Consider the following 22,531-nt stretch of genomic DNA (forward strand, 5'->3'; position numbering starts at 1 on the left):
TGAACGGTGATTCGACCGGTGTCTGAATGGCAGTACAACCCGCGTCTGAACGTCGGTCTGAACGGCGATCGTCCGTGATCCTAAAACGCCTAGGTCGAACATCGAACGCCTGGCGGAGCGCTGAACTCGGCACCGGTGAGGCCCCCGGATCCGCGGCGGATGGCGGTTCCATGTCATGGCGCAGGACAGGCTCGCCACGCACGGGGTGTTTGCCCGTCTTTCGTCTCTATTTGCTCGGAGTCGACCCACGGCCACTCCCCGTAGTAGCGGGTCGGCGAGCCGGATGCCTGTACCGGATGCGACTCCGGTCGGCGGAGCAGAGCATGGCAGCAGGGAAGCCGGACCGAACGGAGCCGACCGGAGGTTTCGTATGAGTCATCCCGACGCGACGCCCAAGCCTGACGACGCGCCGTCACCGAGTGAGGCGCAACGTTCCGACAGCACACGGGGCGTCAATCTCTTCCTCGGCTTCGCGCCCTGGATCGTTTTCGGGGTGGTGGCGAGCCCCAGCTCGTGGGGGTTCGCCGCGCTTGCCGCGTTCATCACGGCGATCGGAATCAGCATCCCCGACATCAGGCGCCGCAGCTTGAAGATCCTGGACATCGTCGGCCTGCTCTTCTTCGCTCTCATCTGCATCCTGTCGCTCGTCCTCGACCGTCACGACCTGATCTGGCTGGAGACGTACGCCCAGACCCTGTCCGGCGGCGTGCTGGCCGCAGTGGCTTTCACCTCACTCGCCTTCATGCCGTTCACCGAGCAGTACGCGCGGGAGTCCGTGCCCCGCGTGTACTGGGGGAGCCCGCTGTTCCGGCATGTCAACCGGGTGCTGACGGCGGTGTGGGGCGCGGTTTTCCTGGTGATGGCCCTTCTGGGCATCCTCGCGCTGCACATCCCGTCAGGGGCGGACTGGCTCAACTGGGTCATTCCGATCGCCTTGCTCGTGGGCGCGTTGCGCTTCACGAGGTGGTATCCGGATCAGGCCAGGACGCGAGCGCGGCAGTCGGCCGCCGCGTAGGCGTCGGGAAGGCGCAGGGGCGGGCACGCACGGGCGGGGCCCTGGACCTGCAGACGGAGAGGTACCGCGGGCCCGCGCGGCTGCGCGCCCGCGAGCCCTGCTCGCCGGCTGCCGCGCGGCCCATCGGCTCCTCCCGCGGCACAGACGCGCATCCGCCGACAGCAACGTTCGGTCAAGGAAGGGGGCGACGAGATTCACTCGTGCGTGTGCTGCACCTCAATTCGAACATGTGATGCAATCTTTCTGTGACTCCTCCTTACGCCTTCCCCGAAGATCTCGTGCAGGCTCAGCGTGCCTGGTACACCGCTTACCGAGAGCTTTCGCACGAGAGAAACCCGTCCCAGACCACGGTGCTGCGCCGCAGACTGCAGCAGCTGTCCGTGCGGATCGCCACGCACCCGTACTGGGCGAGCATCCCCGGCCGGGCGCCGGCCGCACGCATGGCGCTCAAGCAGCAGACCTGGGAGATCGAGACCCAGCCTGGGGTCGAGGTCGAGCCTGAGCCTGAGGAGGTAAGGCCGTGATCGTTGCCACGCGCCATGCCCTCTGCGGGCGAATCGCGAGAACTCCGCGGAAGGTGACCGGTGGCCTCCATGTGGGGGCCGTCATGCCTCCACATGGGGCTCGTCATCGGTACGAAAGAGCCCCGCCACGCATCTACGAGAAATACAAGGGCTACGAGGACGGATCCGCATCTGCCGCCGGATCCGAGATGCGGGGGAGCCCCCGTTCCGGCTCCACCCGGCAGAGTCGGGCTGGTGCGCCGTCGTGGCGGATGTCTTCTTCGAGGAGGTCGGCCCAGTTCGGGCGCCAGGGCGCCGCTCGGCGTGCCATTTCGAGCCGGACGGTGTGGGGGAGGGCGGCGACGATTCCGCGTCCGGCCGGCCACCAGTCGGGCAGGCAGTCGTAGCCGCGCGCGATGGTGCTGCTGGTGCCGGTGTCGGTGTCGGTGTGGGTGTCGGTCTCCATGTCGGTGCTGGTGCTGGTGTCGGTGTCGGTGTCGCTGTTGGTGTCGCTGTTGGTGTTGGTCTCGGCCACCGTTATCCGAATGTAGAGCCAGCGGCCCCGTTCGGGGTCGGCTTCGGCGTCACGTAGGGCGGTCAGCAGTGTGGCTGCCTCGCCGAAGATGCGTCGGCCCAGCGCATCGAGGAATCCGTCCGCGCCGCGTCCGTAATCGGGGTCCCCCGCATCCACGAACGCTGCGGAGAGCACCGAACGGCCTTCGTGCGAGGTGGTGTTGGCGGCGCCGTTGGTGCCGTTGGTGTGCAGCCAGGCGAGCAGCTGCTCCTGTTCCGGCGTGGCGGCCGGCGTCGGTCGGTCGAGTTCGGTGGCCGCTTTCATCTCCACGGCGAGTACCGCGGCGTGCTGCTCGGGTAGCCAGCACGGGACCCGCCGGTCAGCGGGCTCGCCATGACCGGCCGGCAACGCAGCGGCCCCGTTCGGGACGGCGTCCGGCGACCCGGCCGCCCCGTTCGGGACGGTGTCCGGTAACCCGGCGGCCCCATTCGGGAAGGCGGCCGTCCGTCGGTGCGCCGCCTGCGGACCGTGTGCGGCGGCCGTGCGTCGGTGTGCTGCCTCGCGTTCGCGTACGGCGGTGGGGTCCGCGCCGTCGGCGACCAGGGCGTCGCAGACCGTCCGTACCTCGCTGTCGTCCGCGGGGACCATGCTGCGCACGCCGTCGTCGTGCACCTCGTCCGGATAGGGTGCCCGGCCCCACGCCTCCCCGTCCCACCAATACAGAAAGCCGATCTCTTCCCCGCCGGTGATGACGTCGTCGAGCCACTGCCATGGCAGCCAGGAGGGGCCGCCCGCCAGGAGGTCGAGGGGTGGGGACAGGCTGACGGTTTCGCTGTAGTCGTGGTCGATGCCGTAGAGCACGGCCCGTCCGCCCTCGACCCATGACAGGGCCCACCAACCGTTGCCCACGTCCTCGGAGCGTAGCCCGGTCTCGTCAACGCGGTAGTTGTGGACGGGAAGTTGTTGGTCGGCGCTCCAGGCGGCGAGAGTGGCGGCGTGCGACCAGAGGGCGTCGGGAGAAGGGAGGTACGAGGAGCTGTTTGTGGTCATCGTGCCTCGCCGTTCGTAACGGCCATGGCGGGGTGGGGGATTGGGCGAGTGCGGGGCATCGGGGCAGCGTACGCGAGGGCGGGGTTTCGGGGTGTCGGGGTGCGGATCTCAGGCAAGCGCCTGCGGCAGGCAAGCACCCCTTGACAATTTTGAAGTGTCAAGGCGTACTTGCTTTATGCCTCTCCCTGATTTGGATGACCTCATCGCGGAAGTAGACAGGACCTGCGACGCCGCGCACCGAGCCGGCGGGCAGGAGCAGCCGGACTGGCTCGCACTGCTCACGGTGGCGGCGAACGTGGCCGGCCAACTGCAGGCGCTCGCAGATGACTTGGTCGAGGACTACGTCGAGCACTGCCGGATGCACGGCAGCTCGTGGACCGAGATCGGAACGGCGCTGGGCGTGACCAGGCAGGCGGTGCAGCAGCGCTTTCACGCGCCCCACAAGCGCTACGGTCCCGAGACGATGACCGACGACCTCCGCCGGGCCATGGTGCAGGTGAAGCAGGCCGCGGTGCATCACCGCAACAACTACATCGGGACCGAGCACCTGCTCTGGGGCCTCACCGCGGAGGACAACACGGCAACGCGTCTTCTGCGGGCCGTCAACGCATCGCCCGAGGACCTGCACAAGGCCGTGGGGACACGACTGAGCATGGGGGCGTCGCAGGCGGCGGAGCGGATCGCCTGGACGCCCTACTCCCGTAAGGCCATGGCGATCGCGGAAGAGCGGGCCGAGGCAGCGGGTTCGGGGCGCATCGACTGTGACCATCTGCTTCTGGGGCTCGCTCAGATCGGTCGTGGAGTGGCCGCCGGGGTGCTCAGTGATGCGGGGGTGGATACGGAGACGCTCGACGGCGGTCTTCGTCCTCCCGGCTGAGCTGCCCGGTGTACGGGGCGGGTTTTGGAACTCTCTTGGGCCCTGCAAAGTCCGTGCAAAGGCCGGACAAAGACTGGACGAGGGACGGAGTTCGGCTGTCGCCTCCTTCCGCGGAAACCTGATGGGTGGACAGAGCTGCAATGGGGGTGCGGCTGCCCGCATACGCACGGTCGATGGGGCCGACCAGTGGCCGGCGCCGGCGGACATCATGCGAATTTCGTTGATCGTTTGGGGGTTGTGGCGGTGTTGTTGGCGTGCCATGTTCACGTCCTCGCGATGCATGTGCATCGCGGTGCGCGTCCTCGCGATCTGCGTCCTCAAGATGCACTCCTCGCGATCACGTTCGCGTGATCACGTCCGCGTGCTTCACGTCCGTGCGACAGCGAGAGGCACCGTCTGGCCAGACGCACGCCGCCGGGACGAACGTTTCCCACCTGGAGGAGGGCGCCATCAGTCAGCTCGCCAGTCATCGTGAGCACGCCGTTGCCGCGATCAGCCGGGGGCTGGGCGGAGTGCCCGCGCCCGGGCTGGTCATGGGTGGCGTGCTCGGTCTGCAGTGTGGGGCCGCGCTCACCACCCGGCTCTACCCCGTCGTGGGTCCGGCGGGGGTGGTGACGCTGCGCCTGTGCCTCGCCGCCGTCGTCCTCACCGTTCTGTGGCGCCCCGGACTGCGCTGGGACCGCACCACCCTCGGCATCGCGGCCGCCGCGGGAACCCTGCTCGCCGTCCACCACCTCAGCTACTACGAAGCGGTCGACCGGCTCCCGTTGGGCGCCGCCACCACCATGGAGTTCCTCGGTCCGTTCGCCATCGCGCTGTTCGGCTCACGCCGGGCCGCCGACCTGTTGTGGGCCTGTCTGGCCGCCGCGGGGGTGGTGCTGCTCAGCCGCTCCGGTATCCCGCTCAACGCCGCGGGACTGGCCTGTGGCACCCTCGCCGGTGCTTGCTGGGGCGGCTACATCCTCGTCGGCAAGCGGCTCGCCGAACGTGTCCCGGACGGCCGCAGCCTGGCCCTCGCCGTCACCTGGGGCGCACTCCTCAGCCTCCCCTACGGCATCGCCCAGGCGGGCACCAGACTGCTCCACCCGACCACCCTCGCCCTGGCCGCCGTTGTGGCCATCCTCTCCAGCGTTCTCCCTTACACCTTCCACCTCGAAGCCCTCCGCCGCCTGCCACCCCGCGCGTTCGGCGTCCTCACCAGCCTCGAACCCGCCGTCGGCGCCCTCATCGGCCTCCTCTTCCTCGGCCAGCACCTGGCCACTCCCCAATGGGCCGGCGTCCTCGCCGTAGCCCTCGCCTCCATCGGTGCCACCCGCGCTCCCGAACGCACCAGTTTCAAGGAGAGCGACGGCAGTGCGTGAAGGAGGGGCAAGTGCGCACGGCCGTATGCAGGACCGCGACCGGCCGGCTAGGTGCCGAGGCCGAAGAATGCGGTGATCCAGTAGCTGGAGCAGATGGAGGCGATGAAGTGGGCGGTTCCGGTCCGTCCGCATTGTTGGGGGCCCGTGCCCGGGTCGACCGGGGTGCCGTGGCCGATGCCCGGCACCTTGTTGACCTGGACGGCTACGGTGCCGTCCTGCGCCAGGTACTCCTGGCTGAGGGTGGCGTTCGGGCCGATGGTGGAAGTGCGGTCCGGGGTTTGGCCCAGACCGTGGATCGCGGTCCACTGGTCGCGTAGTTCGTCGGCGTTCCTCGGCGCGACGGTGGTGTCGTTGTCACCGTGCCAGATCGCTACCCGAGGCCAAGGGCCGGAATACGACGGGTAGGCGTCGCGTACGCGTTGTGCCCAGGTGGCGGGCGTACGGTCGATGCCGGGGTTCATGCAGGTGAACGGGCCGGTGTCCCTGGTGCAGTTATAGGGGAGGCCGGCGACCACTGCTCCCGCCGTGAAGACGTCGGGGTAGGTGGCCAGCATCACCGAGGTCATGGCGCCGCCCGCCGAGAGTCCGGTGACGTAGGTGCGGGAGGGGTCCGCCCCGTAGGTGGAACGGGCGTACGCGACCATCTGCCGGATGGAGGCGGCTTCTCCCTGGCCGCGCTGGTTGTCGAGGGGTTGGAACCAGTTGAAGCACCGGCTGGGGTTGTTTGCGGAGGTCGTCTCGGCGAAGACCAGGAGGAAGCCGTACCGGTCCGCGAAGGTCGTCAGCCCCGAATTGTCGGCGTAGATCTGGGCGCTCTGGGTGCAGCCGTGCAAGGCGACAACTACGGCGGGACGAGTGGGCAGTTGGGGCGGCCGGTAGACGTACATGGCGAGGTTGCCTGGGTTGGCACCGAAGTTGGGCACCTTTTGCAGGCTGATGGCCGGTCGTTCGGTGGCGGTGGCGGTGGTGGTGGGGTTGTGGCTGTGGTCGTGGCTGTGGTTGTGGGGGCCGTTGCTGCTTCTCGTTGGTGGGTGGGGGTTGATGCCTGCGGCTGGTGTTGCGGTGAGTAAGGCTGCGGCTGCGGCGGTGGCCAGGCAGGTGGTGGTCAGACGGGGCAGACGGGGCAGGCGCGGGCGTCGGCGGCGGTGCCGTACTGGGGCGGGTGAGGGCGCGGAAGTCCGCTGGTGGGGTGGTGGCGATGCCGGTGGTGGTGGCTGGTGCGGTGGGGGAAGCGTCACCGTGACCTCCTGTGGCGACGGTAGGGGCGGGGGCGCGGGGGCCGGTTCGAAGGGTCCCGCGGGCCAGCGGTGGGCGCCCCCGCAGGGTTGCTGCTCACCGTACGAACGGGCCACTACGGCGCGTCATGGTGCCGGTCGCCACAGTCCACCGTCCCTCCGGTGCCGTGTGAGGGTTGTGCCGGGGTGGGCGCGGTGCTACTCGGGCGGGCGAGAGGGCATGCCGGGGATGCCATGGGGCGGGGGGTGGGGGTCGGGCCCAGGGGTCGTGCGGGGGCCGGGGCGAGGGGCCGTGCGGGCCGCTCACGTTGGGGAGGAACGCGCTGATGGTTGCCGTGAGGCGTGTGTGCGCGGGGCGTCGTGCCTGTGCGCGAGGGAGGTCAGTCAGCGCGGAGGAAAGTGAGGAGGGAGTCGGTCTGGTTGAGGAGGGCGTGGCCGGCCTCGGGCAGGACGTTCACGGTCGCGTGGGGGACGCAGCGGCGTATGCGTCGGGCGGTGTCCGCGGAGTCGAACATGGCGTCGCGGCCGCCGACCGTCACCAGCGTGGGCATGGTCAGGCGCTGCAACGCGCTGTCGGAGAAGCGGGGGAGCCGCTCGGTGCGGGGCTTGAAGTGAGTGAAGGTCAGCATGACGTGATCGAGGAGGTGGCGGGCCTCGGGTGCCTCCAGGCCCGCGACGGTCGCTACGGAGCGGCGCACTCCGCGGCGTCCCCACGCGCGCAGGAGCACGGCCTTGAAGAGCCAGGCCACCTTCTGCCTGCCCAGGCCGCCGGGGCAGAGCAGAGCCAGGCGGGTCACTCGGTCCGGCCGGCGGGTGGCGTAGTCCAGCGCCACCCATCCGCCCAGGGAAGCGGCCACGATCGCCGTGCGGGTGAGGCCCAGATGGTCCAACACCTCGTCCAGCCATAGTGCATGGGCGTCGGAGGACAAGGGCGGGCGGGAGGAGGCACTGAAACCTGGTTCGCCGATCAAGTCGAGGGCGTACGTACGGAAGTGCCGCGACCAGGTGGCGATGTCGTCCTGCCACATCGTCGTGTTCGCTCCCGATCCGTGCAGCAGCAGTACGGGCGGCGCGTCCTTCGGGCCGGAGATGAGGACGAAGGTCTCGCCTTCGCGGGTCGGTATCCGTACCTCCTCGGCGGGGACCGGCCAGGCGTGCAGCATCTCCCGGTAACGCTGCTGCATCTCCCTCGCACCGGCTTCGGTCTTGTAGATCGCGCTCGTGGGGGTGGGGCTCGTGCTCGTGCTCATGAGGTGAGTACTCCTTCCATGCAGTCGAACACCCGGGCCGTGTCGGCGAGACCGCCCAGGACGATGACCTTCAGCCGGGCCCGCTCCTTGTCGTGGGCCGTCTCGATCCGCAGTGGCGCATGGCCGGGGCCGCGGTTGGTGGCCAGGCTCATCAGGAGGTTGGTCAGGCGGTCGGCCGTCTCGCGGCTGATCGCGTCGATCTGGACGATGCTTGAGACCTCGGTGTGTTGCTGCTGTTGTTGAGGTGGCCGCACGTCCGTGTCGCCCAGGGGCGCGGGCGCCGGACGTCCGGTGAAGGCTTCCAGGTCTTCGTGGGCGATGCGGTACTGCTTGCCGATGCGGACCGCGTGGAGACGTCCGTCCCGCACGTAGTTCCGGATGGTGCGGACATGCAGGCCCAAGTGCTCCGCTACTTGTTCCACGGAGTAGAAATGATCAGGCATGAACGTACCCTAACTTCCCCTATCTGTCGGAGCAATGGGGAAGTTTGAGGAATGTTAGGGGAGGTTGAGGGAGGCTGAGAGGAACGAAGGGAAGGGAAGCGGAGGGAAGCGAAGGGAAGGGAAGGGAAGGGTGAAGAGGGGTGGGCAGGGTTGGAGGCGAGTGGGGAGTCCCGCCCCGCCTCGGCAGCGAGGGAGGTAAGCCGTGCCAAGCGGGTGTCCCAGAGGCTGTAAGCCATTTCGGTGGCCATGAGGGGGAGCCGGGTGGTTGCGCGGCCGGTCGGGGATGTGGTGGCGCCACCATGGGGCGATGGAGGAGAGAGAGTCTCGGGAGGCCAGGCCGGGTGGGGCGCTGCGCACACCCCGGGCGGCCGGGGCGGCGGGAGTGCTGGCGGCGCTGTTGCTGGCCGCCGTACTCATCATCGTCCGCGTCAGTTTGCCCTCCGCGGTTCCCACCCACGCGAGGGAGTGGCCGGCCCACTCCTCCCACCGTCAGGTCCTGGAAACCGCCCTGGGCCTGTTGCCGTTCTCCGGGATCTTCTTCCTGTGGTTCATGGGTGCCGTACGCGACTACGTCGGGCGCACGGAGCGGGGCCTCGGGCCTGCGGCGAACGCCGTCTCGGGAAGTGAGGTGGAGCGCGCGGAGAACAGGTTCTTCGCGACCCTTTTCCTGTGCAGCGGGCTGATGTTCACCGCCTTGGTACTCGCGGCGGGGGCCGCGGCCGGCGGCCTGCTCGCCATCACCGGCGACGTTCCGGCCGGCGCGCAGGAGCTCTGGACCTACGGGCGGACCACGCTCAACCTGCTGGCGAGCTACGCCATGCGGATGGCCGCGGTGTTCACGCTGTCCACGACGACCATCGGCCTCGGCCTGAGGGTCTTCCCGCATTGGCTCGCGGTGCTCGGCTATGCGGCCGCGCTTGTGCTGCTGTTCGTGGTCGGTGCCGTCCCGTGGACCGAACTGGCCTTTCCTGGCTGGATGTTGGCCACCAGTACGTACATCCTGGTGGTCTCTTCGCGCGCACGGGCGTAATTCGCGCGCACGGGCGTAAGGGGCCCACGACTCCCGGCTCCTATGCTCCCTGCCCTTATGCTCCCGGCCCCTATGTTCCCTGCTCTCATGCTCCCTGCCTGGCGGCGCGCCATTCAGGGGCCAGTACCGACCAGATTTCGATGTCGTGCCGCTTGCCGCGGTACAGATAGCTCTCCCGCAGCACGCCGTCCTTGGTCATTCCCAGTCGCCGGGCCACCGCGATGCTGGGTTCGTTGCCCGCCGCGACCAGCCACTCCACCCGGTGGATGCCCCGCTCCTCGACGGCCCAGTCGATGAGCACGCGTACGGCCCGGGTCACCAGTCCCTTGCCCACTGCCGACGGCTCCAGCCAGCAGCCCGCCTCGGCAGTGCCCTGCTCGACGTCCATGGTGCGGAGGAGGACCCCGCCGACGAGCTGGCCGTCCCACCAGATGCCGCAGATGCGGCCGGTGTCGGCGGCGGCCTTCTCCGCGTACGAGTGGAGGTACGAGCGGCTCGCCTCCAGGTCCACGATCAGGTCCGGCAGCCCGATGTACTGCCCGATGAACTCCCGACCGCGGTCGATGTGGGCGAGGAATTCCTCAGCCTGCCACGGCTCCAGCGGACGCAGCTCGGCGCGGTGGTCACCGTTGTCACCGCAGTCCCCCAGCTCCCCCAGGGTTATCGCGTACATCGTCACCTTCCACGCTCACACTCGTCAGGCCGGGAACCGGCCGATGGGGCGAACGGATCTTCTCACGGGCCAACGGGCCAACGGGCCAACGGGCCAACGGGGCACCTGCCGCCCGATCAAGGAGGCGGAGAGGCGGTGTGCCGTGGTTTCCAGCCCCAGGCGGTGAGCATGCCGGGGGAGAGGGCGGCGGAGTGCGGGGAGGACAGGGCCTGCCGGGCCTGTTCGAGTTGGGCCTCGTCCACCTGGCCGGTCGCCAGGATGGCGTCGTGTGTGCGCTGCCAAGTGTCCTCCCAGAAGCGGCTGATGGGACTGCCGGGCAGGAGTGGGGGCACGTGGATTTCGGCGGCCACGGAGTGCAGGCCCTCCTCCAACAGGAAGGACGGGTAGTCGGGCACCCAGGAGATGTCCGTACCGATGGTGGTGCGCAGGGCCTGCCACATCGCGCGCATGACCCGGGTGTACGGGGTGGCCGGTGCGGAGGAGGTCGTCAGGTCGACGGCGTCGCTGAGCACGAGTACGCCGCCGGGGGCGAGCAGGGAGCTCAGCTTGTTCATCATGCGTCGCCACGGGCGGAGATGCATGAGTACGAAGCGGGCGTGGACGAGGTGGAAGCGGCCGGGGTCGAAGTCGAGTGCGGTGACATCGGTGGCCTGGGCCACGAGCCCCGGCGGGGGATCGGCGGTGAGGAAGCGGGTGTCACGGTCGACGGCCAGGACGGACGTGACATTCGCCGACTCCAGTAGCCACCGGGCGACGGTGCCGGTCCCGGCGCCCACATCGAGGCAGTGCCAGCCGGGGCCGGCGCCCAGCGCCGTCAGCCGTGCGGTGCTCACCGCGTCGTAGGCGAGCGCGCCCAGGTCGATGCGGTCGGCCTCGCCGGCGTCCTCCGGCCGGAAGGCGTCTTCACCGTAGTGCCCGGCAGCACGCACCCCTCCAGTATGGCGGCGGGGGTCAGGGCTTTCCTGCTGTGGCGAGCGGGCGTAGCTCGTCGGTACGGCCCGCTTCCGACCGGCCGCCCTGCGTGTGTGTCTCCGTGCAGGTCTGGCCCTTCTCGGTGTGGGTCTGCGTCTTCTCCGAGCGGCCGTGGCGTCGTAGGAGCAGGTGGAGGACGGCCAGCAGGGCGGCGGTGGCCAGCGCGCTGTGCCACAGCAGGGCGTCCAGGCGGTGCGCCGAGAGGTACGCGCCTGCGGCGACGGCCGCCAGGGCGCACACCGCGCGGTCGACGAGGCTCTCGACCGACAGCAGGGTGGCGCGGGGCGCGCCCGCGGGGACCGCGTCGTTGACCAGCTTCCGCTGGAGCGGAGACGCGAGGCCCGTGACGGCGGCGAACACGCACAGCAACGCGACGGCCGTCCAGGGCCCGCCGAGCGTGCTGCCCGCCAGAGCCGCCGCCATCGCGAGGCTGAGCAGCGACACCCAGGCCACCGGCGAGAGTCGCGAGGTGAGCCATTGCGGGCGGGCCGAGGCCACGGCCTCGGCGACGGTCATGGCGGCCAGTACGGTGCCGTGCGAGCCCTCGCCGATGCCGTGGTCGAGCAGTACCGGCTGGAAGAGATTGACCTGGCAGATGCGGGAGAGCGTGAACAGGCCCACCCCTTGCACCATGACCAGCGCGAGCCAGGGCGTGTTGCGGAGGGCGCGGAGGGCGGCGGCCGCCTCGTGGCCCGTGGCGCGCTTCCGGCCCACGGTGGGGGCGGCCGCGGCCTGCCGGGGCAGCAGTACGGCGCAGACGAGGGAGCCGCCCGCGCTGGCCGCGCTCAGGACGTACGGCGCGGAGTGCGCCAGGGCCATCAGCGGACCGAGCAGCGGCCAGCACAGCACCTTCGCGGCGAGGCCGAGCGCGCGGGCCTGGCCCTCGGCCTTGAGGTAGTGGACGCCCGCGCCCTCGGCCCGCAGGCCCTCGTAGAGATAGGCGCTGGCGGCACCGGAGGTCAGGGAGCGGCCGGCCGCGATGAGCAGGAAGTGGGCGAGGAAACCGGTGTAGCTGGGAGCCCAGACCGGGGCCAGGTTGGCCGCGGTCATGACGACCGCGCCGGCCCGCAGGCAGTTGCGGGTGCCGATGCGGTCGGCGACCAGTCCGGTGGGGATCTCGAAGAGGCAGAACGCGGTGTAGTAGATGCTCTGGATGCCGAAGATCTGGCCGTCGGTGAGCCCCGCCTGTCGTTGGTAGGCGTAGAACACCGGCATCCACCAGAGCAGGTTGAACAGGAGCTGGAAGCCGTTGTTCAGGCGGATGATGCGGCGGGCCCGGGGCGGCAGGGGCGGCGGCGCGGCGTCCCTCGTGGTCTTCGCGCGCTGGCCGGCACGGCTGCCGCACCGGGGGCCGGTGAGGTGGCGGCTCATCGGGCGTAAGGGCGGATCTGGACCAGGCGGAAGGTGCCCTGATCGGTCATCAGCCATTCGATGTCCAGCGGGTGGTCCACGGCATCGATGTGCGCGTCCGCGTCCGTGTCCGAGTCCACTTCCATGTCCGGTTCGTCAGCGCCTGGGTTGCTGAAGTGGGACTGCAGCAGCCGGCCGGTCAGGGCGAGGTCTGCCAGGCGTTCGCGGGTGGCGGCCGGCAGGTCTTCGGCGGACGAGCCCAGCGCGACGGTGCGGCCGCCGCCCTCGACCGTGTTGTAGAGGTACTGCAGCGGCAGCGCGGTGCCGTCGACGACGTTCTCCGGGGAACCGGGCGAGCAGTTGAGGTAGACGTTACGGAAGTCCGCGCGCCGGGTCGGGTTGCAGGTCACCAGCACGCCCCCGAGGTCCGCGGGCTGATAGCGCTGAATGATCACGCCCATGTACGTGTCGTCGGGAGAGATGCCCGCCTGGTGGCGCAGCCGGACGCTGCGCGGCGACAGCAGGGACGCCCAGACCTGGCGTACCGCGGCGAGGAGTTCGTCCGGGCCGTGCACCCGAGTGACCGAGTCGTACACCCCCGCAGCCGAGAAGCCGGGCAGGTCTTCGGCGTTGGAGGACGAACGGACCACGAGCCGGCCGGTGCCGGACGGGTCGCAGGGCAGCGCCCGGCCGGAGGCCGACAGCGCGCGGGCGGAGTCCGTGATGGCACGGGCCACGTCGTCGGGCATCGGGGCGGTGTGCTGGATGAGTTCCTGGAGCCGCCGACAGAGCGGGTCGATCCCGGCGAGCGGGTCGATCGCGCCGGCCTCACCGGCCTCACCGACCTCGCCGATCGGGTCGGTCACCTCGGTTGTGTCGGCGGCCGTTCCGCGTGCCAGGGCGGCCTTCAGTTCGCCGATGGCCTGCTGGACGGCGGGGGAGGACATGAGGAAGCGGTGCTGCAGGGCGAAGGGGAGGGCGATGCCGTCGGGGGCGGTGACCGTGGTGCGGACGAATTCCCGTGCGGCGGAACGGAGTTCCGCACGGAGATCTTCGCCTCGCGTGCCCTGCGGAAGGTGGGAATGCCGGTAAAGGCCCAGGCGGGCGGCGAGGTGGGCGTAGAGGTCGGCTCGGGGTGGCCTGGGACGGCCGTAGTACGTGGTCAGGTCGACGGTGTGGTCGAACGCCTGGCCAACCTGACCCTGCTCACGGCCCTGGCCAACCTGCCCCGGCTCACCGCCCTGACCGGCCTGAGCCGACGAACCGCCCTGACCAGCCTGAACATCCTGGTCACTGGCGAGCAGGAGGTGATGCAGCTCCCCGAGGTTGGCCGCCTTGGTGCCGTAGCGGTTCCGGTCGGTGCGGCGCAGTTGGTGCAGGGGCAGCGCGGGGATGTCGGCGTGCAGGAGCGGGGGTTCCAGGCGGATCCGGCGCGTCGGACGCCGGTCCGACGCGTTCGGAGCCGGTGTCTGGGCGCGCGCCGCGGAGGCCTGGGAGTGCGGCATGGCCGGTGTCCGGGGGAGCGATGCCGGTGCCTGGGGGAGCCGTACGAGGGTGATGTCGTCGTCCTGCACCTCGTAGCGGACCCAGGCGTCCGCGAGCCCTTCCGCCTCGATGAGCCGGTCCAGGTCGCGGATGATGGCGTTGGGGATGCCCCAGCCGGAGGCGAGGACGTTGGTGTGCGAGAGCGGGGTGGTGGGCGCGGTGTTGATGAAGCCGGCGACCCGCGGTACGTCGTCGGGCAGGCACGGCATGGCGACGATGTCGGACCCGCCGAGCGTGCCGGCATCGGCCGCGTACTGCTCGTACTCCTGGGCGGTGCGGAAGTGGCGCAGCCGGCCGACGGCCTCGCCGGGGTTGAGCGGGGTGCGGGTGCGGCTGCCGAACAGCTGGTGGCTGAGGATCCGCGGCACCCGGACGTCACTGATCGCGGCGAGCGCGTGCTCCTGCCCGTGGTTCGCCGGCTTCAGCAGCAGCGGCAGCCGGCTGTCGAGCCGGTGGCGGACGAACGTGTAGAACTCCTCCAGCATCGGGCCGCTCATGGTGTCGGCCTCGGTCGTCTCCAGGACGAGGAAGGGGCGCTGGCGGTGGTCGTTGGGCAGGTGGGTGCCCGCGGTCGCACGCGCACCCGCCGCCCCCGTACCCATGTCGCTGTGCAGGGAGAGCACGCCCAACAGGAACCTGCGCTCGGGGTCGGCGTAGACCGAGGCGTTGAACGCGTCCAGGCAGGAGTCGAGTTCCGCCAGTTCCATGCCGAGGACGCGGGTGGCGATGTAGTCGACGTGGAAGGGGTGGACGGCGGCGTCCAGCAGGTGCCAGGTGTTCTCGGCACGGTCGACCACGACCTTCAGGTAGGGGTGGCCGGCCAGGGTGCCGCAGAGGGTGCGGAAGAGCGGAAGGGCCAGGTGCGCGCCGACGGTCGTACGGTCGGCGGCTGCCGTGTGGTCGTGGCCGTGGGCGGTGGCCGTGGCGGTGGCGGTGACCGTGGCGGCGGCGGTGGCGCCGGTGAGGGGGGCGAGGTCGGTGATGGTCATGAGCGCGCCTCCACGGTCTCGGTCTCGGTCTCCGTCTCGCACTTCCCGTGCTTCTCCTCCTGAGGGAGCACGGTCGGTAACGCGTCCACCAGGGTGCGGAAGTCGTGGAGCACGGTTTCGGGGTCGGTGGCGGACAACAGACACAGCGCCGCCATCGTGTTGGCGCCCGCGGCCGGGTCGTACACCGGTACCTGGGCCCCGTCCGGGAGCGAGTTCTCGGCCACTACGGACAGTTGGCTGCCGGCGCTCAGCGGCACCGCGTCCCGTACGGTCGGGAAGTCCCATCGCCGCCGGTCCGGCCAGGCGTCACCGGCGCCGTCCACCGCCAGCACGACCAAGGAGCCGGCCGCGCCGCGCGCCTCCTGCGGGGTGAGGGCCCGGGCGGGCCAGGACACCGGGCGGCCCAGCAGGTGGTCGACGAGCATGCCGATGAGGTCCAGGCCGAAGACCTCCTCGATCTGCGGGACGGTCATCGCCCCGCCGAACCGGGCCGCGGTCTCGATGACCCACATTTGGCCGTCGGCACCGAGCTTGATCTCGGTGTGCGTACCGCAGTTCTCCAGCCCCAGCGCGTCGACGGCCTCGCGTGCGAGGGCCACGACGCGCCGCTGGGCGTCGGCCGGCAGTGCGGCCGGGGTGATGCCGGCGCGTTCGGTGAACGGTTCCACCGTCGGCATCCGGCCACTGAGGCAGACCGGTCGGAACACGCCGTCGACGACGACGCCCTCGACGCTGACGTAGTCCCCCCAGCCCGGCTGGTCGAACCAGCCGTCCGCGGTGCCCGGCACGATCTCCTCGACCAGGAAGTCCGCCCCGGCGTCGGCCACGTGCAGCTCGGCGTAGCCCAGTTCGGCGGATTCGGCCATCACCTCGCGGGCCCGCTGCCAGGCGGCCGGTACCTCGTCGGTGGAACGGATGATCCGGTGTGCGGTGGAGCCGGCGCTCCAGGCGGCCTTCAGCAGTACGGGGAGGCGGAGTTCGGCGGCAGCGTCGCGCAGCTCCCGCTCGTCGGCCACCGGACGGAACCGCGGCTGGGAGATGCCCCGCCGGCTCCAGGCCCGGCGCATCAGCCGCTTGTCACGGGCGAGCGCACCGGAGGCGCCGGCGCCGGCCAGGCCGAGCTTCTCGCAGGCCTCGGCGACCGCGACGACGGCGTACTCGGAGAAGGTGACGACCGCGTCCGCGCCCACGGCCTGGGCACGGGAGACGATCAGGGACACCAGGTCGCCGCGCTCGGGCCCGGTGGCGGTCCGCACGGACGCACACTCGCGCTCGGCGGAGGCGGCGACGGTGGGCGGAAGCGTGCTGAGCGCCAGCAGGTGCACTGCCGACCGAGCGGCGACCCGTGACAGGGCATACCCCAAGGGCGGCCCGCCCTTGGCATACACGAACAGCACTGTGGTCACTGAAATCCGACTCCTTCACAGGCGGGGTGGGGCCGTACGAACGGCCGTTGATGGCGCGGCGGCCGGGACCCGGACGCGGTACCTCCAGAGAACCAGTCGGGCAGCACCCGATCCGCCGCCACGGGCGCCGAACGCTCAGGCAAATGCCAGAGCTGTGGAGTTCACCGGGCGGCTGTGAAGGTTCTGTGATGCCGTATGGGGTCCGGCCCGTTCGGGGCCTTCGCCCACCAGATCGGCCGAGAACCGGGCATACGGCGTGACGGCGGGGGATACGCATGCCCAGGGGCGAGCGCCTCGGCGTACGGGTTCACCTCGGCGCACGAAAGTCGGTCCGGCGCGCGAGAGTCGGTCCGGGACAGGCACGTCGGTCCGGTGCGTGTGCCGGTCCGGCACGCGAGGTGGTCCGGCACGCGAGGCGGCGCCCACGCCCTGCCCAGCTCTCCGTCTCTTCGTCACAGAGAGGCCGTCGTGGACGAGACCGGTCTGAAGTCGCTGCTCCAACACCTCCCGGTGTCCTGGTGGGAGGCCGACCGCGAACTACGGGTGATCGACAGCGGAGGAGGAGCCTTCGACGACGCCCGCACCGCCCAGCGCTTCCTCGACACCGTCACCGACCAATGGCAGGCCTACGGTCGACGAAGGGCAGCCGACGCATGGCGGGCCACCGACCCGTCGCAGGCCGTCGACCCGCGAGCCACCCACGCATCGCAGGCCACCGACCCAGGGTGGGCGGCCGATGCATGGCGGGCCGGCAACCACTGGCGGGCACGGTTCGACGGCCGGCTCTTCGACGTGAACTGGCCGCTGGACCCGCCCCGGCAGGACCGCCTCCGCGGTATCGCGGTCGAGGTGTCCGGGGAGGACCGGGAACTGGCCCCATCCCCGGCTCCCGACGCTCCCCCTCCCGCCGCCACCCGCCGCTACGACGCCTTCGCCGACCTCGCCCCCGCCGCGGCCTTCATCCGTGACCCCAACGGCCGCTATCTATGGGCCAACCACGCCTACGCGCACCTCTACGGCACCACCCCCGAGCACGTCATCGGCAAGGACGTGCGCGAGGTCGACGCCCCGGCCGACGCCGACCGGGTGCTCGCCCTGGACCAGGAGGTGCTGGCCCGCGGCAAACCGGTACGGCACACCCTCACCTACCACCGCGCGGACGGCACCACCGGCTACGCGGCCGGCCACCGCTTCCCCGTACGCGAGGGCATCCAGGACTGCGTCGCCGGCATCTACATCGACATCAGTGACCACACCCGCGCCCTCCACCAGAGACAACAGGCCGAGGAGAACCTCTACGCGCTGCGCGACCACAGCGGACTGCCGTGCGCCCTGATCTCCGCCGGTGGAAGGATCCTCCAGGCCAGCGCGGCAGCCGCCGAACTCCTGCAGACCCGGCTCTCCGACCTCGTGGGCCGCCGCGCAGACTCCGTGCTCGCACCCGCCCCGGACTTACCCGCACTCCGGCAGAGCTGGTACGCCCTGATAGCCCGCCGCAGTCGGCGCATCCAGACGTCCACCGTCCTCGTCGACGGCCGCGGCCGTCAGCGCCGTGCCCAACTGCACCTCACCACCGTGGGCCGGGGCCCGACCCGCGCCGCCCGCGTCTGGGCAGTGATCACCCACCAGAGCCTCGCCCACGAACCGCACCCGGCCTTGACGGCCAGTCAGGTCCGCATCCTCTCCCTCCTTGCCGCAGGCCGTAGCAACGCCGAGATCGCCACCTCCCTCCACCTCTCCCGCCAAACGGTCGACTACCACCTCAGCCGTCTACGCGACCTGCTCAACGCCCCCACCCGCTGCGCCCTGGTCGCCCGCGCCTACGTCCTCGGCATCCTCGCTCCCCAGTCCTGGCCACCCCGGTCGGCGACGGCCGGCCACCCACAGAGCGCCACTTGAGGGACCGCGGCGCGACGTCACACCCCGCAACCGCGCTACCGCGATCTCCTCCCCGTGGTGATGCTCATGCCCGCCGTGATGCTCATCCCCGTCGTCGCCCTCACCGCTGCCGTACTGCTCACCACTGCCGTGATCCACTACCGTGCTGCTCACCGCTGCCGTGATCCTCACCACTGCCGTGCTGTTCACCGCTGCGCTCCCGCCCCGGGACCGGCATCCTGATCCAACGCCCGAGGCATTCCCCGGCACTTGACCAGGACAGGATTGGGGCACCCCATGGCAACGGATCACCACCCGACCGGTTTTGACCGCGACACCTTCACCCGCGACGGAGTCACCCGCGAGGTCCTGCGCCGCGGTACCGGCCCCGCGGTGATCGTGCTGGCGGAGATTCCGGGGATCACGCCCAAGGTGCTGCACTTCGCGGAACGGGTGGCCGCGATCGGCTGCACCGCCGTGCTTCCGGTGCTCTTCGGCACGCCCGGCCGGCCTGCCGACTTCGCGGCCGGCCGTCGGCTCAAGTCCGCTACGTACCTGGCCTCTTCCCTGGGAAAGGTCTGCGTGAGCCGCGAATTCACCCTGCTGGCCACCGGGAAATCCTCCCCCGTGGTGACCTGGCTACGGGCGCTGGCCGCCCACGAGCACCAGCGCTGCGGCGGCCCCGGCGTCGGCGCCGTCGGCATGTGCCTCACCGGCGGCTTCGCGCTGGCCATGGCCGTCGACGAGCGCCTCGTGGCCCCGGTGCTGTCCCAGCCGTCCCTGCCCTTGCCCCTCACCAAGAGCAAGGCCGGCGGCATCGACATCTCCAGCGAAGACCTCGCCGCCGTCCGCACCCGCTGCGAACGCGACGGCCTTCAGGTCATGGGGCTGCGGTTCCGCTCGGACCGCTTGGTGCCGGGCGACCGGTTCGCCTTCCTCCGCCGCGAACTCGGCGACGCGTTCGTCGCCGTCGAACTCGACGACGACGCCGCGAACCCCGACGCCGTACTGCGGCCGCACTCCGTACTCACCGAGCACCTCATCGACGAACCGGGCCAGCCGACCCGCGCAGCCCTGGACGGTGTACTCGACCTGTTCCGCAACCGCTTGCTGGAGGCACACGATGCGGCCCCCACACCCCCTCCCGCCGCCACCGCCACCACGGAAACATCGGAAGCCGGTTAGCGAGGGCGGGTCCCGTGGGGCGCCACCCTGTCGGCCCGGGCGCAACGCGGGCCGACAGAGCGGGAGTTGCCTACGGGCGGGCGTACGGCCGGGTCATGATCTCCATGTTGTGGCCGTCGGGGTCGGCGAAGTACGCGCCGCGGCCACCGAAGAGGCGGTTGATCCCGCCGGGTTCGGTGTGGTGCGGGTCGGCGAAGTAGGTGACGCCGACTGCCTCCAGGCGGGCGATCATGGCGTCGAACTGGGCGTCCGGTACGAGGAAGGCGTAGTGCTGGGACTGGATCGGTTCGTCGCGCTTCTCGATGTAGTCGAGGGTGACGCCGTTGCCGAGATCGACGGGAAGGAAGGGGCCGAACGGTGCGCTGACCTTGAGGCCCAGGATCGCGGCGAGGAACTCGGCCGACAGCTGGCGGTCACTGGCGTAGATGGCGGTGTGGTTGAGCTCGACGGTGGTCGTCGGCAGCTCGGGTATGGCGGAGTGCTGCTGGTCGTACGGCATGGTGGTGTGTCTCCGGGTCTTGGACGCGCTGAAGTGTTGAAGTGCTGGGCTGGGGCGCCGCGTGGGGCGCCGGAAGCGAGCGAAGACGCGGAGAAAGGGGGCGGGGCTCTGGCCCGCCTCGTGCTCACGCCGAGGCCGGGAACCTCACTGGTGAATGGCCCATGGCCGACCCGGCAGTCACCCGGCTGACCTTAGTGATCATCGGTGACCGGTGCAATCTCGTTTTCGGTGCACGCGGTGTCCGGAGGTGACGACTCTGGAGCGCATCCGGTGCCGGGGGGCGGGGTCGCGGTCACGGCAGGGATGAATTGGGCGAATCGCCTTGATGTGACTACGCACTTACTTCGCAAGGTGGGACATTTTGCACCCTGGGCCCTCATGAGGTTGATGACCGGATCCCGTTCAGGTGGGACCGCTTGAACGATCAAAAACGGGAGGGGTTAGCATATGAGCACCGCCTAGCTCGAAAGATAAACCTGTGACTGTCAACGACGACTCGTTCACCAACTGGATAAACCGCGAGGAGATCGCGGAGTCGATGATCCCGATCATCGGGAAGCTGCAGAGGGAGCGGGACGTCACGGTCCTGCTTCACAGCCGCTCCTTGGTGAACAAGTCGGTGGTCAGCATCCTCAAGACGCACCGGTTCGCCCGGCAGATCGCCGGTGAGGAGCTCTCGGTCACCGAGACGATGCCCTTCCTGCAGGCCCTCACCACGCTCGATCTCGGCCCGTCCCAGATCGACCTCGGCATGCTCGCCGCGCTGTACAAGGCCGATGACCGCGGTCTCTCGGTGGCGGAGTTCACCGCCGAGGCCGTCGCCGGGGCCACGGGTGCCCACAAGATCGAGCGGAGCGCGCCGCGGGACGTCGTCCTCTACGGGTTCGGCCGCATCGGCCGGCTCGTCGCCCGCCTGCTCATCGAGAAGGCCGGCTCGGGCAACGGGCTGCGACTGCGTGCCATCGTCGTCCGCGGGGGCGGCGAGCAGGACCTCGTCAAGCGGGCCTCGCTGCTGCGCCGTGACTCCATCCACGGCCAGTTCCAGGGCACGATCACCGTCGACGAGGCGAACAGCACGATCATCGCCAACGGCAACGCGATCAAGGTGATCTACGCCAACGACCCCTCGGAGGTCGACTACACGGCGTACGGCATCAAGGACGCCATCCTCATCGACAACACCGGCAAGTGGCGGGACCGCGAGGGCCTGTCGAAGCACCTGCGCCCCGGTGTCGAGAAGGTCGTCCTGACCGCTCCGGGCAAGGGCGACGTCCCGAACATCGTGCACGGCGTCAACCACGACACGATCAAGCCGGACGAGCAGATCCTGTCCTGCGCGTCCTGCACCACCAACGCCATCGTGCCGCCGCTGAAGGCGATGGACGACGAGTACGGCGTGCTGCGCGGTCACGTGGAGACCGTCCACTCGTTCACCAACGACCAGAACCTGCTGGACAACTACCACAAGGCCGACCGCCGCGGCCGGTCCGCGCCGCTCAACATGGTCATCACCGAGACCGGCGCCGCCTCCGCCGTCGCCAAGGCGCTGCCCGACCTCAAGGCGCCGATCACCGGCAGCTCGATCCGGGTGCCGGTGCCGGACGTCTCGATCGCGATCCTGAGCCTGCGGCTCGGCCGCGAGACCACCCGCGAGGAGGTCCTGGAGTACCTCCGCGGCGTCTCGCTGCACTCGCCGCTGAAGCGCCAGATCGACTTCACCACCGCCCCCGACGCCGTCTCCATGGACTTCGTCGGCTCGCGCCACGCCTCGATCGTGGACGCCGGCGCCACCAAGGTCGACGGCGACAACGCGATCCTCTACCTCTGGTACGACAACGAGTTCGGCTACTCCTGCCAGGTCATCCGTGTCGTCCAGCACGTCTCCGGGGTGGAGTACCCGACCTACCCGGTGCCGCCGGCGGTCTGACCCCGGCGGAGCGTCCGGACCTTCCGGACCGTCTGCTCCCACCGTTTCGCTCCGGCCTGTCCTCCGGTTTTCCGGAAGGCGGGCCGGAGGTGTTCGTGCCGGGTGAGGTGAGATGCCCCGGCCCCGCGGGCGACATGGGCGATCATGGAACGGTAGGGCGTGACAACGGACTTCGAGGGGCGGAACGTGACGGATCCGGGGCGGGGCGCGGCGGCGCACGGGGAGAGCGAGCACGACAGCGAGGGTGAGCACGAGCGCGGGGGAGCGGAAGCCAGGGGCAAACGGCGTATCCCGCACCTCCTGGCGGTGGCGTGCTCGGCCTACGCGATCGACCTGTTCAGCAAACTGGCCGTGGTGGCGAAGCTGGAACACCACGACGCGGTGAACGTGCTAGGCACCTGGCTGCAGCTGCGGGTGATACGCAATTCCGGTGCGGCGTTCGGTATGGGCGGGGCAAGTACCTTCGTGTTCACGGTGATTGCCGTGGCCGTCTCCCTGGCGATCGTCCGTCTGGCGCGCCGTCTCCACAGCGTCCCGTGGGCGATCGCCCTGGGCCTCCTGCTGGGCGGTGCACTCGGGAATCTGACGGACCGTCTCTTCCGTAGCCCCGGCCAACTCCGCGGCGCCGTGGTCGACTTCATCTCCGTCCGCGGTTTCAGCGTGATGAACCTCGCCGACTGGGCGATCGTCTGTGGCGGCGTCCTGATCGTGTTCTTCGCGTTCCGAGGGTGGGAACTGGACGGTGCCCGCGAAGAGGCCGCCGGGAAGACCGGGGCCGAACCCCCGGGGCCCTGACGCACCACACTTACCCTCCGTTGTGGAGGATGTG

Annotated in this window: 18 protein-coding genes and 1 pseudogene; 9 read left to right on the forward strand and 10 right to left on the reverse strand. The window is 70.2% G+C overall.

Annotated features, from left to right (window positions below):
* Positions 1 to 370: 370 nt before the first annotated feature.
* Together ACFV1J_RS03765 and ACFV1J_RS03770 are read left to right on the forward strand one after the other, a co-directional pair.
* Positions 371 to 1,015 carry a hypothetical protein gene (locus ACFV1J_RS03765; protein ID WP_385855585.1) on the forward strand — a complete coding sequence of 215 codons (645 nt, stop codon included), beginning with the start codon at positions 371 to 373 and terminating at the stop codon, positions 1,013 to 1,015.
* A 245-nt stretch (positions 1,016 to 1,260) separates the two neighbouring features.
* A complete protein-coding gene (locus tag ACFV1J_RS03770) occupies positions 1,261 to 1,539 on the forward strand; it encodes a hypothetical protein (protein ID WP_385855586.1) in 279 nt (92 codons plus the stop codon).
* A 151-nt stretch (positions 1,540 to 1,690) separates the two neighbouring features.
* Here ACFV1J_RS03770 and ACFV1J_RS03775 read toward each other — a convergent pair whose 3' ends face one another.
* Complete coding sequence (locus tag ACFV1J_RS03775; RefSeq protein WP_385855587.1) at positions 1,691 to 3,082, reverse strand: hypothetical protein; 1,392 nt, start codon at positions 3,080 to 3,082, stop codon at positions 1,691 to 1,693.
* 175 nt (positions 3,083 to 3,257) lie between these two features.
* Between ACFV1J_RS03775 and ACFV1J_RS03780 the strand changes: the two genes are divergently transcribed.
* Both ACFV1J_RS03780 and ACFV1J_RS03785 read left to right on the forward strand, forming a co-directional pair.
* Positions 3,258 to 3,959, forward strand: coding sequence for a Clp protease N-terminal domain-containing protein (locus ACFV1J_RS03780; RefSeq protein ID WP_385855588.1), 702 nt, complete (start codon positions 3,258 to 3,260; stop codon positions 3,957 to 3,959).
* 374 nt (positions 3,960 to 4,333) lie between these two features.
* Positions 4,334 to 5,320: a DMT family transporter gene (locus ACFV1J_RS03785; RefSeq protein ID WP_385855589.1), complete on the forward strand. Its 987-nt coding sequence runs from the start codon at positions 4,334 to 4,336 to the stop codon at positions 5,318 to 5,320.
* A 56-nt stretch (positions 5,321 to 5,376) separates the two neighbouring features.
* On the opposite strand, the pseudogene ACFV1J_RS03790 reads toward ACFV1J_RS03785, so the two are convergent.
* The 3 genes and pseudogenes from ACFV1J_RS03790 to ACFV1J_RS03800 form a co-directional block, all read right to left on the reverse strand.
* Positions 5,377 to 6,243, reverse strand: a pseudogene (locus tag ACFV1J_RS03790) (alpha/beta hydrolase family esterase); the annotation flags it as partial.
* 692 nt (positions 6,244 to 6,935) lie between these two features.
* Positions 6,936 to 7,805, reverse strand: a complete 870-nt coding sequence (locus ACFV1J_RS03795) for an alpha/beta fold hydrolase (RefSeq protein WP_385855590.1) — start codon at positions 7,803 to 7,805, stop codon at positions 6,936 to 6,938.
* Positions 7,802 to 8,248, reverse strand: a complete 447-nt coding sequence (locus ACFV1J_RS03800; protein WP_385855591.1) for a helix-turn-helix domain-containing protein — start codon at positions 8,246 to 8,248, stop codon at positions 7,802 to 7,804. The genes ACFV1J_RS03795 and ACFV1J_RS03800 overlap by 4 nt, the downstream gene beginning before the upstream one ends.
* A gap of 307 nt (positions 8,249 to 8,555) precedes the next feature.
* Here ACFV1J_RS03800 and ACFV1J_RS03805 point away from each other — a divergent pair, with 307 nt between their 5' ends.
* The gene (locus tag ACFV1J_RS03805; RefSeq protein WP_385855592.1) at positions 8,556 to 9,278 is read left to right on the forward strand and encodes a hypothetical protein; all 723 of its coding nucleotides are present in this window, start codon (positions 8,556 to 8,558) and stop codon (positions 9,276 to 9,278) included.
* Between the two features lie 85 nt (positions 9,279 to 9,363).
* Here the strand turns inward: ACFV1J_RS03805 and ACFV1J_RS03810 are convergent, their stop codons facing one another.
* From ACFV1J_RS03810 to ACFV1J_RS03830, 5 genes are all read right to left on the reverse strand, one after another.
* Positions 9,364 to 9,951 carry a GNAT family N-acetyltransferase gene (locus ACFV1J_RS03810; RefSeq protein ID WP_385855593.1) on the reverse strand — a complete coding sequence of 196 codons (588 nt, stop codon included), beginning with the start codon at positions 9,949 to 9,951 and terminating at the stop codon, positions 9,364 to 9,366.
* Between the two features lie 116 nt (positions 9,952 to 10,067).
* Positions 10,068 to 10,880, reverse strand: a complete 813-nt coding sequence (locus tag ACFV1J_RS03815; protein ID WP_385855594.1) for a class I SAM-dependent methyltransferase — start codon at positions 10,878 to 10,880, stop codon at positions 10,068 to 10,070.
* 22 nt (positions 10,881 to 10,902) lie between these two features.
* Positions 10,903 to 12,294: an MFS transporter gene (locus tag ACFV1J_RS03820; RefSeq protein WP_385855595.1), complete on the reverse strand. Its 1,392-nt coding sequence runs from the start codon at positions 12,292 to 12,294 to the stop codon at positions 10,903 to 10,905.
* Positions 12,291 to 14,807 carry a PEP/pyruvate-binding domain-containing protein gene (locus tag ACFV1J_RS03825; RefSeq protein WP_385855596.1) on the reverse strand — a complete coding sequence of 839 codons (2,517 nt, stop codon included), beginning with the start codon at positions 14,805 to 14,807 and terminating at the stop codon, positions 12,291 to 12,293. Before ACFV1J_RS03825 ends, ACFV1J_RS03820 begins: the two co-directional genes overlap by 4 nt.
* The gene (locus tag ACFV1J_RS03830) at positions 14,804 to 16,213 is read right to left on the reverse strand and encodes an acetyl-CoA carboxylase biotin carboxylase subunit family protein (RefSeq protein WP_385855597.1); all 1,410 of its coding nucleotides are present in this window, start codon (positions 16,211 to 16,213) and stop codon (positions 14,804 to 14,806) included. Before ACFV1J_RS03830 ends, ACFV1J_RS03825 begins: the two co-directional genes overlap by 4 nt.
* A 468-nt stretch (positions 16,214 to 16,681) precedes the next feature.
* On the opposite strand from ACFV1J_RS03830, the gene ACFV1J_RS03835 reads away from it, so the two are divergent.
* The gene (locus ACFV1J_RS03835) at positions 16,682 to 18,112 is read left to right on the forward strand and encodes a PAS domain-containing protein (protein ID WP_385855598.1); all 1,431 of its coding nucleotides are present in this window, start codon (positions 16,682 to 16,684) and stop codon (positions 18,110 to 18,112) included.
* A 276-nt stretch (positions 18,113 to 18,388) separates the two neighbouring features.
* Positions 18,389 to 19,276 carry a dienelactone hydrolase family protein gene (locus tag ACFV1J_RS03840; RefSeq protein ID WP_385855599.1) on the forward strand — a complete coding sequence of 296 codons (888 nt, stop codon included), beginning with the start codon at positions 18,389 to 18,391 and terminating at the stop codon, positions 19,274 to 19,276.
* A 70-nt stretch (positions 19,277 to 19,346) separates the two neighbouring features.
* On the opposite strand, the gene ACFV1J_RS03845 is transcribed toward ACFV1J_RS03840, so the two are convergent.
* Positions 19,347 to 19,775 carry a VOC family protein gene (locus ACFV1J_RS03845; RefSeq protein WP_385855600.1) on the reverse strand — a complete coding sequence of 143 codons (429 nt, stop codon included), beginning with the start codon at positions 19,773 to 19,775 and terminating at the stop codon, positions 19,347 to 19,349.
* A gap of 478 nt (positions 19,776 to 20,253) precedes the next feature.
* Between ACFV1J_RS03845 and ACFV1J_RS03850 the strand changes: the two genes are divergently transcribed.
* Positions 20,254 to 21,702 carry a glyceraldehyde-3-phosphate dehydrogenase gene (locus tag ACFV1J_RS03850; RefSeq protein ID WP_385855601.1) on the forward strand — a complete coding sequence of 483 codons (1,449 nt, stop codon included), beginning with the start codon at positions 20,254 to 20,256 and terminating at the stop codon, positions 21,700 to 21,702.
* Between the two features lie 159 nt (positions 21,703 to 21,861).
* Positions 21,862 to 22,497: a signal peptidase II gene (lspA, locus tag ACFV1J_RS03855; RefSeq protein WP_385855602.1), complete on the forward strand. Its 636-nt coding sequence runs from the start codon at positions 21,862 to 21,864 to the stop codon at positions 22,495 to 22,497.
* The last annotated feature ends 34 nt before the right edge of the window (positions 22,498 to 22,531 follow it).

The sequence above is a fragment of the Streptomyces sp. NPDC059649 genome, assembly GCF_042734445.1.
GTDB lineage: Bacteria > Actinomycetota > Actinomycetes > Streptomycetales > Streptomycetaceae > Streptomyces.